General features: G+C 36.7%; 12 protein-coding genes and 1 riboswitch. Of the genes, 4 read left to right on the forward strand and 8 right to left on the reverse strand.

Annotation, left to right across the window (positions count from 1 at the left end):
- The first annotated feature begins 34 nt into the window (after positions 1-34).
- Complete coding sequence (locus tag AC4IF5_RS12900; RefSeq protein ID WP_490735119.1) at positions 35-961, forward strand: malate dehydrogenase; 927 nt, start codon at positions 35-37, stop codon at positions 959-961.
- A 191-nt stretch (positions 962-1,152) separates the two neighbouring features.
- Here the strand turns inward: AC4IF5_RS12900 and AC4IF5_RS12905 are convergent, their stop codons facing one another.
- The 6 genes from AC4IF5_RS12905 to AC4IF5_RS12930 form a co-directional block, all read right to left on the reverse strand.
- A complete protein-coding gene (locus tag AC4IF5_RS12905; RefSeq protein WP_490735121.1) occupies positions 1,153-1,869 on the reverse strand; it encodes a YwqG family protein in 717 nt (238 codons plus the stop codon).
- Positions 1,870-1,939: 70 nt separating this feature from the next.
- Positions 1,940-2,491, reverse strand: a complete 552-nt coding sequence (locus AC4IF5_RS12910) for a putative glycolipid-binding domain-containing protein (RefSeq protein ID WP_490735122.1) — start codon at positions 2,489-2,491, stop codon at positions 1,940-1,942.
- 48 nt (positions 2,492-2,539) lie between these two features.
- Complete coding sequence (locus tag AC4IF5_RS12915; protein ID WP_490735124.1) at positions 2,540-3,115, reverse strand: Crp/Fnr family transcriptional regulator; 576 nt, start codon at positions 3,113-3,115, stop codon at positions 2,540-2,542.
- A gap of 189 nt (positions 3,116-3,304) precedes the next feature.
- The gene (locus AC4IF5_RS12920) at positions 3,305-3,538 is read right to left on the reverse strand and encodes a hypothetical protein (RefSeq protein WP_490735126.1); all 234 of its coding nucleotides are present in this window, start codon (positions 3,536-3,538) and stop codon (positions 3,305-3,307) included.
- Between the two features lie 94 nt (positions 3,539-3,632).
- Positions 3,633-4,421 carry a GLPGLI family protein gene (locus AC4IF5_RS12925; RefSeq protein ID WP_490735128.1) on the reverse strand — a complete coding sequence of 263 codons (789 nt, stop codon included), beginning with the start codon at positions 4,419-4,421 and terminating at the stop codon, positions 3,633-3,635.
- Between the two features lie 4 nt (positions 4,422-4,425).
- Positions 4,426-4,962, reverse strand: a complete 537-nt coding sequence (locus tag AC4IF5_RS12930; RefSeq protein ID WP_490735130.1) for a GNAT family N-acetyltransferase — start codon at positions 4,960-4,962, stop codon at positions 4,426-4,428.
- 272 nt (positions 4,963-5,234) lie between these two features.
- Here AC4IF5_RS12930 and pafA point away from each other — a divergent pair, with 272 nt between their 5' ends.
- The 3 genes from pafA (at position 5,235) to AC4IF5_RS12945 (ending at position 10,318) form a co-directional block, all read left to right on the forward strand.
- Positions 5,235-6,881 carry an alkaline phosphatase PafA gene (gene pafA, locus AC4IF5_RS12935; protein WP_490735132.1) on the forward strand — a complete coding sequence of 549 codons (1,647 nt, stop codon included), beginning with the start codon at positions 5,235-5,237 and terminating at the stop codon, positions 6,879-6,881.
- A gap of 300 nt (positions 6,882-7,181) precedes the next feature.
- A riboswitch (cobalamin riboswitch) is annotated at positions 7,182-7,359 on the forward strand.
- Positions 7,360-7,392: 33 nt separating this feature from the next.
- Positions 7,393-9,234, forward strand: coding sequence for a TonB-dependent receptor plug domain-containing protein (locus tag AC4IF5_RS12940; protein ID WP_490735133.1), 1,842 nt, complete (start codon positions 7,393-7,395; stop codon positions 9,232-9,234).
- Positions 9,235-9,250: 16 nt separating this feature from the next.
- Positions 9,251-10,318, forward strand: a complete 1,068-nt coding sequence (locus tag AC4IF5_RS12945) for a DUF5074 domain-containing protein (protein WP_490735135.1) — start codon at positions 9,251-9,253, stop codon at positions 10,316-10,318.
- A 117-nt stretch (positions 10,319-10,435) separates the two neighbouring features.
- On the opposite strand, the gene AC4IF5_RS12950 is transcribed toward AC4IF5_RS12945, so the two are convergent.
- Together AC4IF5_RS12950 and AC4IF5_RS12955 are read right to left on the reverse strand one after the other, a co-directional pair.
- The gene (locus tag AC4IF5_RS12950) at positions 10,436-11,854 is read right to left on the reverse strand and encodes a CCA tRNA nucleotidyltransferase (protein ID WP_490735137.1); all 1,419 of its coding nucleotides are present in this window, start codon (positions 11,852-11,854) and stop codon (positions 10,436-10,438) included.
- 36 nt (positions 11,855-11,890) lie between these two features.
- Positions 11,891-12,235 (reverse strand): nuclear transport factor 2 family protein, encoded by a 345-nt coding sequence (locus AC4IF5_RS12955; protein ID WP_490735139.1) that lies wholly within the window; start codon positions 12,233-12,235, stop codon positions 11,891-11,893.
- Between the last annotated feature and the right edge of the window lie 97 nt (positions 12,236-12,332).

Below are 12,332 nucleotides of genomic sequence, written 5' to 3' on the forward strand. Positions count from 1 at the left end.
TTAACTAACAAAAAATAATTTAAAAAGTAACAATATGAAAGTAACTGTAGTAGGTGCAGGCGCTGTAGGAGCAAGCTGTGCAGAATACATCGCAATGAAGAACTTCTGTTCAGAAGTAGTTTTGGTAGACATTAAAGAAGGGTTTGCTGAAGGTAAAGCAATGGATTTGATGCAAACTGCGTCTCTTAACGGATTTGATACAAAAATTACCGGAACAACAGGAGATTACAGCAAAACTGCAGGTTCTCATGTAGCAGTGATCACTTCAGGAATTCCAAGAAAACCTGGAATGACAAGAGAAGAACTAATCGGTATCAATGCCGGTATCGTAAAAGAAGTTACTGAAAACTTAGTAAAACATTCTCCGGAAGTAATCATCATCGTAGTGTCTAACCCAATGGATACTATGGCTTATTTAGTACACAAAACTTCAGGCCTTCCTAAGCACAAGATCATTGGAATGGGTGGTGCGTTAGACTCTGCAAGATTCAAATATAGATTGGCTGAAGCTTTAGAAGCTCCGATTTCTGATGTTGACGGAATGGTAATCGCTGCACACAGTGATACCGGTATGCTTCCGTTATTGAGCAAAGCTACAAGAAACGGTGTTCCTGTAACTGAATTCCTGAGTGACGAGCAACAAAAATATGTCATTGAAGAAACTAAAGTAGGTGGAGCTACACTTACTAAATTATTAGGAACTTCTGCGTGGTATGCACCAGGTGCAGCTGTTTCTGTAATGGTTCAGGCGATTGCATGTGATCAAAAGAAAATGATCCCTTGTTCTTTAATGCTTGAAGGTGAGTACGGCCAAAACGATATCTGCTTAGGAGTTCCGGCTATCATCGGAGCAAACGGAGTAGAGAAAATTGTAAACGTAACGCTTACTGCTGAAGAGCAATTGAAATTCGCTGAAGCTGCCAATGCGGTGAGAGAGGTGAATGGAGATTTGAAATTCTAATTACTTACTGACCAGCTTTACGCTGGGATTTAAATATACAAAACAGACTGTTTCTATGAAGCAGTCTGTTTTGTTTGTATGTTCCGAAGTGCAAACTTTGGAGAGTGGAAAGTCTCTTGAATATTTTTACTTAATCTTATTGATAGCTTTTACTTTAAAATTTACAGAGACGGTCTTCTGATCAACAGCATTTAATAAAAATCATAATACAAGCTCCATTCCCCGGTCCCAGTATTTTTAGCAAACATGAAACTGCCACTGTCTATTACATTCAAATAGGCCTTTTCATCTGATGAAATCTGGAAAACAAACTCAAAACCTTTTCCGAAGCCGTCTTTGAATCCGATACCGGGTTGGCAAAAGGATGGGTAACCCCCCAGTTTAGTACGATAGCTGTGATTAATAATTTCGAAATAACTATCGAAAAGTCCCTCTCTTTCAAGTTGAACAATTTCGGAAATCAAACGATAATCGATATCTTCAATGCCTCCGCCATCCCACAGAGGGGCATCTTTAGGAACCAACTGAGAGCTTAATGGAAATGGCTTTAAATAAGATGTTGAACTTTTCAGATCTTTAATGATAATATCTTCAATATTATCATATTCTCTGATCATCCAGTTGGGTCCCATTTTTTCAAAGGGTTCCGGGAAATCATATGATATGAATACGGTAATTAATTTCTTGTCTTTGATCTGTTCCGGTACAAATGGCTGATTGGGAAGATAAAGCTGTAACAACGGCATCATCTGGTTGTCGTTTTGATCTAAAGGAATCTCTTCATCTTCTGCATAGGCAAAGACACGTCCGATCCATGATTCTTCCAACGTGTTTTGTGGCCTGAATCCACCGGTAAAAAACTCTGTTGCGGGCCGTTCTATTTTATCTTTGATCTCATTTATATTCATTTTGCTGGGCTGTATTGAAAAATAAAAAACTAAAAATTGAAGAATAGGAAAGGAGCTTTGAAATATCCTGCTATAGTTCGGCGATTTTTTCGAACAGTTTCGGGTAAGTGATCACCAATCCATTTTCATCTACTGAGATATCAGCTTTAAAATCGGTCTGAATATTTTCATAAAGGTATCTGTCAGCAGCTGTACGTGTATACTGTTGGGGAGCTGGTTTAATTTGATGATTTAAAACATCAATATAAATAACGTTGATTTGTTTAGAACTATTTTCTGGCAGTTTTAAATGGTTTATTGGCAATGTGTTGGTGAATGGTGTCAAAGAAATATCGATATATTTAAAATCATTAAAATCAGGATGTATAACACCGTTGATTTCCCATTTATCCTGCTGTTTTTTTCCTTTCAGCTGTTTTCTGACAGCGTTGATTTCGGATTCAATTGAAAATTCCAGAACAGTCCAGTTCTGATCAATAATAAGATTATAATTTACAGCATACATTTTATCCTGGTGACAGCCAATAATTTTTGATTCTACGATATAGTTCTTATCCGTTTTTTTGATATTGAAATATTCAAGGGATTGATAAAAGATTCCCTTCCAGATTAATGTTTTCATTTTATTTTGATCGTGTTTTATAGTAGTTCGGGTGTTGGAGAAGAATTGTCATTGATGAAAAATTCTTCTTTTTCTGATCCTGCTTAATGTTTCTCTTGCCACTCCGAGAAATGAAGCCAGTTGAGATAAGGAAACACGTTGCATCATTTCAGGATATTTGTGTTCAAGGTATTCCAGTCTTTCCTGTGCGGAATATAACTTGAAAAGATGGGAAAACTCCTCCTGTTTTGAAGCGAATCGGCGGATACAGTGACGTCCCAGTGCTTCAATCTCCGGAACTTTTCCGGCTATTTCGAATAATTTATCCTTATTGAAAATGATTGCATATACTTCTTCACAGGCAGCTATATTGAATTCAGACTTTTGTGCGTTCCCAAAACTGATGATGTTGGTCGCTATTTCATTTTCAAAATAAAAACCGGTATTTTTTTCTATGCCCTCTATTTCATAATAGCTTTTGCAGAATCCTTTATGGAGGTAAAACAGAGCATTGCATATCTCACCTTCCTGCAACATCAGTTCTTTCTTCTTATAAACTTTTTCTGATAAGGCAGGTTGGAGCAGGTCCCAGCTTTCCTCGGAAAATGTAACAAGTGATCGAATGTACAGAAGAAGGCTTTTCATATTTATTTTCAGGAATTTGGATCGTGCTATCTTTGATAAAAGGTGATGAGATAGCATCCATGTTTATTGCGAAATTAATGAAATTGTTATAAATGGTAATAGGATGGGGGATAAGACAATACTTTTAGAGCATCAATAAAATAAAAAGAGCGGTAAAAACCGCTCCAAATTTATCTAACAATCTATATTCTATATATAAACACATCCACATCCTGTTTCCCATTCCTGGCAAAGACGTGTTGGTTCATGGCAAGGGGTACCGCTGCCACCGCCGCCGGAAACTCTGTAACAGGTACCGTTACTGCAATAGTATGAACCAATCGTTGGAGGACAATTACCATCAATATCACATAGTGCATAAGGAGTGTCACCTCCGCTTATTAATACAAGCTGGCTTCTTCTTAATTTCTTTAAGTTTTTCATAGTAATTAATGTTTTAATTTGTTGATTACTAATGTATAGAAAAAATAATACACTTGCAAGGGATTTAATAGTTAAAATTTTTTTTGATAAGGGGCTAATCGAGAAAGACATTTATCTTTTTAAGTCTGTCTTTTGTTTTATAGGTTATTTCTTTTCCGGTGGCATCAAATATTCTAATATTTCCATTATATTGGGCCGGATTATCGATGTAGTTTCTTCTTGCGTCCAGATATTGTTTTTTGGTTTTGGCCTTTATAGTAGATAAATAAGGGATAGGAGCTATAATCCCGTCATTTTTTTTAACAGTAACAGCAGAGATCTCAATTGTTCTGCTCTTATTATAAACTTCCAATATGATACCTGAAAGCCCTTTAAAACGGAAAGGACCATCGGGGATGGGGAGATCTTCAGCGTACCAGGCGAAAAAAGTATCTCCGGTATCAGTGGTTGTTTGGGCCAGCCTACAGGTAAACCCCTGTATTTTTTTAGTTTCAGTAAGGATTTCCCATTTCAGTTCGGGTTCTTCAAAACTGAAAATGTATTTCCCAACTGCAAGGAAGGCTATAGTCTTCTTGTCTGACTGATAAATACTGTATTCCGTTTTGGGATACCTGGGAATTGCCCCTAGAGTGGTTCCAATAATGGCAGAACTGTTATTTTCTTTTTTGCCGGACAATGTATAATAGTAATCTTTTGCTTCCTCGTTAAAATAAATAGATTCAGTTGTATTGCAGAGCAAGGTCATTTCGTATTGATGGAAATTCTGACGGTTCAGACTATCTGAAATGATTTTAGTTTCATAATTGATTTCCATTATGGCTTTACCGTTTTGGGAAAACAAGGATGTATAGACAAGCAAAAAAATAAGTATACTTCTTATCATACGGTTATTCCAGGTCTAAAGTCATGAAAAGGGCTATTTCTTCAGCATTGTCATATAATCTGGTGTTGAATCCGGTAATATTGAATCCCATTCTTCTGTAAAACTGTATTGCAGGGTAATTGGTATTTTGTGTTTCAAGTTCAATCACTCTGCAGCCCAGTCTGCGGGCTTCTTTAATGGCATTTTTTATCAGCATAATGCCGGTTCCCTGTCTTCTGTACTTTTCGTCAACCAGAATGTTTTCGATGTAGAAGCTGTTGTTCCAGGTTCTTTGTTCGCAGATGATCCAGCCTATGAGTTCATTATTATCAAAAGCTCCAAATGAATTTCCATTTTCAATGATCATATTGAGCTCTTCAAGTTCATCTGAGTCGGTTTCCCAGATCTTGGTGTAGGATAAAGATTTTTCTTTTAATAAAAATTCAAAAGAACCTGAAAATTCGATGGAGGAGAGTGAATATATTATATCTGTTGAATAGCCGTTGTGTCCCCAGTTTAAGCTGGGATTGAAACTTAGTTTCTCTAGTTTTTTTATTTCCACAATATTGTTGTTTGGTTTTTATTGAATTTCCAGGTTGTTAACCTGAACTTTTGCAGTCAGTTCAGCAGGATTACCGGCATGCCTTCCATATCCTTTAAAAAAATTAAAAAATCTGAAATGATATAAATGCGCAGGAAATTTAACATACCAGTATACCCATAAAATCATAACAGATTTGATTGATGAATTGCATAATAACCAAAATTAAATAAAATTTCACATTCCAAAACTTTCAAAACGCTTAAATTTGTGGTCAATAAAAATTTACTTGGATGCTTAGGAATATTTCAATTGCGGCAGCTACTTTTTTGTCCGTAGTTACAATCAATGCGCAGAAGAACAAAAATACCCAACTGGAAAGACCCAAATTAGTCGTAGGCCTGGTAGTAGACCAGATGCGTTGGGATTATCTATACCGTTTTTATGGTAAATATGGAAATGACGGTTTCAAAAGACTTTTGAACACAGGATATTCTTTAAATAATGTACATATTCCTTATGTTCCTACCATTACAGCTTTGGGGCATACATGCATCTATACGGGATCTGTACCTGCTATCCACGGAATTGCAGGTAATGACTGGACAGACAAGGAAACGGGCAAAGGCGTATACTGTACAGCAGATGAAAGCGTTCAGCCGGTAGGAACAACGGACGTCAAAATAGGAAGTCACTCTCCGAAAAACCTTTGGTCTACAACGGTTACCGATGAACTAAAGCTGGCTACCAACTTTCAGGGAAAGGTTATTGGTGTCTCTCTGAAAGACCGTGCTTCGATTCTTCCCGCAGGACACACTCCAAACGGAGCTTTCTGGTTTGATGACAGTACCGGGAATTTCATTACAAGCACATGGTATATGAATGATCTTCCACAATGGCTAAAATCTTTCAACGCTCAGAATTTACCGGAAAAATTAGTGGCTAATGGCTGGAATACATTACTTCCGATCAATCAGTATACGGAAAGCTCACCGGATAACTCTTCCTGGGAAGGATTGCTGGGAAGCGCAAAAACCCCTACATTCCCTTACAACAATCTGGCTCAGGATTATCAGACGAAAAAAGATAACATCCGTTATACACCTTTCGGAAATACGCTGACGCTGAAGCTGGCAGAAGCTTCTGTAGAAGGCGAAAAACTGGGTGGAGATAATATCACGGACTTCTTAGCAATTAATTTAGCTTCTACTGATTATGCCGGACATAAATTCGGGCCTAATTCTATTGAGGTAGAAGATGTTTACATCAGACTAGACCAGGATCTGGCAGAGTTCTTCAAATATCTGGATTCAAAGGTAGGAAAGGGAGAGTATACTGTTTTCCTTTCTGCTGACCATGGTGGAGCACATTCTGTTGGATTCCTTAAAGAGCATAAAATCCCGACAGGCATCTTTGGAGAGGGGGCAGAAAAGAATCTTAACCAAAAGCTGAAAGATAAATTCGGGGCAGATAAACTGATCAATGCTATTGATAATTATCAGATTTATTTTGACAGAAAAGTATTGACAGACAGTAAGCTGGAATTAGATGATGTAAGAAATTTTCTTGTGAAAGAACTGGAAAAAGATCCTACTGTTCTATATGCCGTTTCTGTGGATAAGGTTCAGGAATCAAACATTCCGGAACCGATCAGGCAAAGGATCATCAACGGGATCAACAGACAGAGAAGCGGTGATATCCAGCTGATCTCCCATGATTCTATGCTTCCTCCGTATTCAAAAAAAGGAACTACGCACAATGTATGGAATTCTTACGATTCACACATTCCTTTGATCTTTATGGGCTGGGGAGTGAAGCAGGGAGAAAGCAATAAGGCTTACCATATGACTGATATTGCTCCTACAGTGTCTTCATTATTAAAGATCCAGTTCCCAAGCGGAAATGTAGGAAATCCGATCACTGAAGTTATCGGAAAATAATTTAACAAGATCTGTTATCTATAACTAAAGCTGCTTTCAATAAAGAAAGCAGCTTTTTTAATTTTAGGACCTGTGTAAATTTTAATAAAAAGTTCTTTTGTTATTCTGAATGGAGCTAAGTGGAATGAAGATTCTTTTTTGAAAATAGGTTGTTTGAAATTTTCCGACTTCACTTCGTTTCGCTCAAAATGAGAACCTGTACAATTGAAATTAAAAATTGAAACGGGCTCTTAAATTATTCAAATTAAACAGTGTGTGCTTGATCGGTCATTCACTTTTTGCCCAATACATATAAAAAACTATCTTTGCAAAAATTTTGGTTTCCAATATATTGGAATGAAAAGGGAATCGGGTGAAACTCCCGGACTGTCCCCGCAACTGTAGATCGCAACAAAAGTTTCTGTAAGCAGCCACTGTATAAAAACGGGAAGGTGCAGAAAGCGAAAGTCAGGAGACCTGCCGGAATTATAATCAAAAAAATATATTGCTTTCGGAGGAAAAGTAAAATAATATGGATATAAAAAGATCTTTAGTACTGTTTTTTTCGTCTTATAGCTGTTTTCTTTTTGCTCAGGAGAAAGCCGTTGATACTATTTATATCTTTGACAACCAGATGAACCGGGTGAAGCTCTTTCATCCCGTGAAAATCATCTCAACAGAGGACGTTGAGAAAAATTCAGGTAATTTGTCCGAACTTCTCAGATTCCAATCTCAGATTTATATTAAAGAAAATGGAAGAGGGGCTGTTTCCTCTCCTTCTTTCAGAGGGACCACAGCTCAGCAAACAGCTTTTGTGTGGAATGGAATAAACATCAATTCCAGTTTTTTAGGCCAGGGAGATGTTAACAATATTGCTGTGTTTGGCTATGATCAGATCGGAATAAAAGCAGGTGGAGGAAGTGTGATCTATGGTAGTGGTGCTGTTGGAGGAAGTATTCATTTGAATAATACCCTTGATTTTAACAAAGGTTTTCATGGGGCTTTGTTTTCGGAAGCAGCTTCCTTTGATACATATAATAATTTTGTCAGAGGGTCTTATAGTGATGATAAGCTTAGCTTTAAGGTTTCGGGAAGCCATTCAATAAGTAAAAACGATTATAAGGTTGAAGAGGATAATAGGAAGGTCTATACCAATGATAATGGCCAATATTATAATACTAATATCAATATATCCACTGCTTATAAAGTTGCCCCGCATCATCAGGTTTCCTGGATATCAGAGCTTTTTAATGGAAAACAGCATTATCCTGTTCATTTTGGAGATTTGGAGAATAAAACAAAATATGAAACCCAGAATATCCGAAGTCTGCTTTCCTGGGATTGGAATAATGCACGATTCAGTAATTCATTCAAAGCTGCTTATACGGAAGAGAACTTTCAATATTTTGGCGATATTAATGGTCCTGAGACTAGCGGAGGGGCAGGAAAGAATTATATTCTGAAAAATGATTTCAATTATTTTCTGAGTTCAAAATGGAATATCAATGTTATCGGTGAATTTCAGGTTAATAAAGGAAATGGAGAAGGTAGTTCGGGAATTGGAAACATTAGTAGAAAAGCAGGATCTATTGCCGGGTTGCTTCGTTATTTTCCAACAAAAGATTTGCGTTTTGAAGCTGGAATCAAGAAAGATTTTGTAGAAGATATCAGCTCTCCTGTTTTATTTTCTTTTTCAGGAAAATGGAGCACTGCAACATGTTATGATCTGGAATTAAATGTTTCAAGAAATTTCAGAGCACCTTCATTTAATGACTTATATTGGGCCCAGGGAGGCAATAAGAATTTAAAACCGGAAACCTCTTATCAATTTGAGCTGAGAAACCTTTTAAAAATGGGAGTTTTCAAACTTTCTGTTACTCCTTATTACATGAATATTCGGGATATGATCCGATGGCTCCCAACGTCTGCCGGATATTATGGAGCTTCGAACACCAATAAAGTAGAGGCCTATGGATTAGAGTCCCAGCTGGAATTTGAAAAAAAAGCTGGAAAGCATATTCTTAAATCTAATCTGGGATATTCCTATACAAAATCAACAGATCTTGATATTCAAAAGCAGCTGATGTATGTCCCTCGTCATAAATTTACCGGAAATATAGATTATGAGTATGATTTTGTGAAAGTATATGTGCAGGGAATGTTTAATGGATTAACATATACAGATTCTAATGAAACTCAAGAATATGCCTTAAATTCATATTTTGTGATGAATGCCGGAATCGCTGTAACATTTTTTAAAAATTATACAATGGGCTTTAAAGTAAATAATATTTTGAATGAAACTTATTATACCATGCTTTCCTATCCATTACCTAAACGAAATTATAGTCTTAACTTAAATATCAATTTTTAAAATAAATTAATTACATATGAATATTAGAAAAATTTTACCTCTTGTGTTTGCTTCCATGTTACTTTTCAATGTTTCATGTAGCAGTGATAGTAGTTATGAAGGTATTGACGGAGTGACCAGGTTCGACTCCGGAGTGCTCGTTTCTAATGAAGGAGGATTTACCACTACGACTTCTGAAGTTTCTTTTGTAAGCAATGATCTTGCTACCGTATTTAATAAAATATATGGAATAAGTAATAATAATGAAGCTTTAGGAAAAGTGCTTCAAAGCATAGGCTTCCATGGAGATCGTGCTTATTTGGTTTCTAATGTTCCCAATAAAATCGACATTGTAGACCGTTATACATTTAAAAAACAGACTACTGTAACTGCTAATTTGGATGGAGCAAGGTATATTGCTTTTTCAGGAAATCAATATTACGTAACTAACAATAATTTTGATACTTCTAAAAGAAAACTTAATGTTTATAATATTTCGGATAACTCTTTTGTAAAAAGTATTGACTTTACAAATGCTGCGGAAAAAGTAGTTGAGGCAGGTGGTCGTATTGTAGTACAAACCGATGGTGTAGGTTATGATGCAAGCTGGAACCCAATTCCAACCGGATATACTGTAACGATTGTGAATCCATCCACAAATGTGGTAAGTCAAACCGTAAACCTTCCAAACGATGGAATCATTAAAGATCTTATTTCATACAAAGGGAATGCTTATGTATTGGTTTCCGGTGATACCGATTCATTTATCTATAAGATCAATACTGCAAACGGAACTTATGAAACAACAACTTTGACAGCAATACCTAAAGTTCAGAAACTTAGAGCCGATAATGACAAGTTCTATTTCATTACTGATACCAATAAGGTGTATGCAATGGCTGTAGGATCTACAGCAGTACCCACAGCTCCTGTTGTCACAGCTGTAGGTAATGTATATGGATTTGATGTAATTGACGGTAGAATTTTTGCAGCTGATGCGAACTATACCACAGATGGTAAAGTAAATGTTTATAGTGCAGCTAGCGGTACTTTATTGAGAAACTTTACTGCAGGAATCGGAACAAATGGATTCTATAAAAACTAAATATGACGCTTCGGCGTATACCTTATAATTTTTTTTATTTTTTTTCATCATTTGTGTTTTTTTCCGGTCGGTTTCTTAGAAACCGGCCGGCTTTGTTTTCATCAATAGAATAATCAATCAGATGGTTAATCCCAGTTTTTCCGCTTCAGCAATCACAAATCTGGTTGCTTCTTCTTTTTCATTAGGAATCTCTCCTTCAAGGATCGCCTCCTTTACTTTCTCTTTCAGAATACCGATTTCACGGCCCGGTTTAAGATTGAACATTTCCATAATCTCTTCACCGGTAATAGGCGGCTGAAAATTTCTTACCTGGTCCTTTTCTTCCACTTCTTTGATCTTTACAGCTACATATTCAAAATTCTTTTTGAATTTCTCCTGCTTTTTAGAGTTCTTGGTAGTAATATCAGCTTTACAAAGCGTGAAAAGGTCTTCCAGGTTTTCGCCGGCATCAAACAATAACCTTCTTAATGCAGAATCTGAGGCATCATCTGTAATGAGAGCAATGGGACGGGATGAAAGCTTCACCATTTTCTGGACATATTTCATATCGCTTCCCAATGGTAGTTTCAATCGTTGGAAAAGAGATTTTACCATTTTTGAACCTAAGAATTCATGACCATGAAAAGTCCAGCCTGTTCCTTCCACAAATTTTTTCGTGGGTGCTTTACCTATGTCATGAAGCAGAGCTGCCCAGCGCAGCCAAAGATGATCTGTATTTACAGAAATATTGTCTACAACTTCAAGAGTATGGTAAAAGTTGTCTTTGTGAGTCTGTCCTTCTACCTCTTCTACACCTTTCAGTTCGATCAGCTCTGGAATGATCAGTTTTAAAAGACCGGTTTGCTCCATCAATCGTAATCCTACGGAAGGCTTTGCAGACATCATGATCTTATTGAATTCCACCATGATCCTTTCCATAGAAACGATTTTGATTCTTTCTGCTTCCTGTTGGATTGCATTTAAAGAGTTCTCTTCAATAGTAAAGCTTAAAGTGGAGGCAAAACGTACTGCTCTCATCATCCTCAGCGGATCATCGGAATAGGTTTGTGCAGGTTCAAGGGGAGTCCGTAAAATTCCTTTTTCAAGATCATCAATCCCGTTGAACGGATCGATAAGTTCACCGAAATTGTCTTTATTCAAAGAGATCGCCATTGCATTAATGGTAAAATCTCTTCTTTTTTGATCATCTTCCAGGGTACCACCTTCTACTTCCGGCTTTCTGCTGTTTTCAGTATAGCTTTCCTTTCTTGCTCCTACAAATTCCAATTCAAGGTCCTTATACTTGATCATAGCCGTTCCATAGGTTTTGAATACGGAAACCTTTAATTTCGGATCGATATCCTGTGCTACATTCTGGGCAAGCTCAATGCCGCTTTGTTCTGTAACAAAGTCAATATCCGTAGAAGCCTTTCTTTTCATCAGAAGATCACGAACATATCCGCCTACAATATAAACAGACTGCTTATTCCTTTCTGCTGCTTCAGAAATTATTTTAAAAAGTTTTAAATTCTTATTTTGGTTAAGATTAATTTTCATCGTTAATAATAGTGTCAATTTCTACCATGCAGCTCATTAATCATAATGGGCATACATTCTACTAATTTTTCCTGCCTCATTAAAAAACATGACCTCAACGGCATGTTTACCCATAATCGACTTATAAAATAATGCCACAGAATCTACTCCAGCTGTTGAATGGATCAGATCAAAGTGAAGATCCGGAAATTTATCCAGCGCCTTTTGCCCATATTCACGTACTGATTCTTTTCCTTTTAAAGAACTTTCTTTACCTCCTGCAGCCATAGCTATCATTGGAGTTGTGATCTCAATATCTTCAGAATAATGGGAGAGGATGTCCCCTAAATCATGAGAGTTCCAGGCGTCTACCCATATTTGAGCGAAATCTTGATGATTCATAGCACATCTATTTTATGAGTTGAGTTTGCAAAGATAGAATTAAAAAAAGAAATCCTGCCGATACGGACTGACAAGACTCTAAAAAATAAACAGATTG

The sequence above is a fragment of the Chryseobacterium sp. UF-290 genome (genome assembly GCF_058245615.1).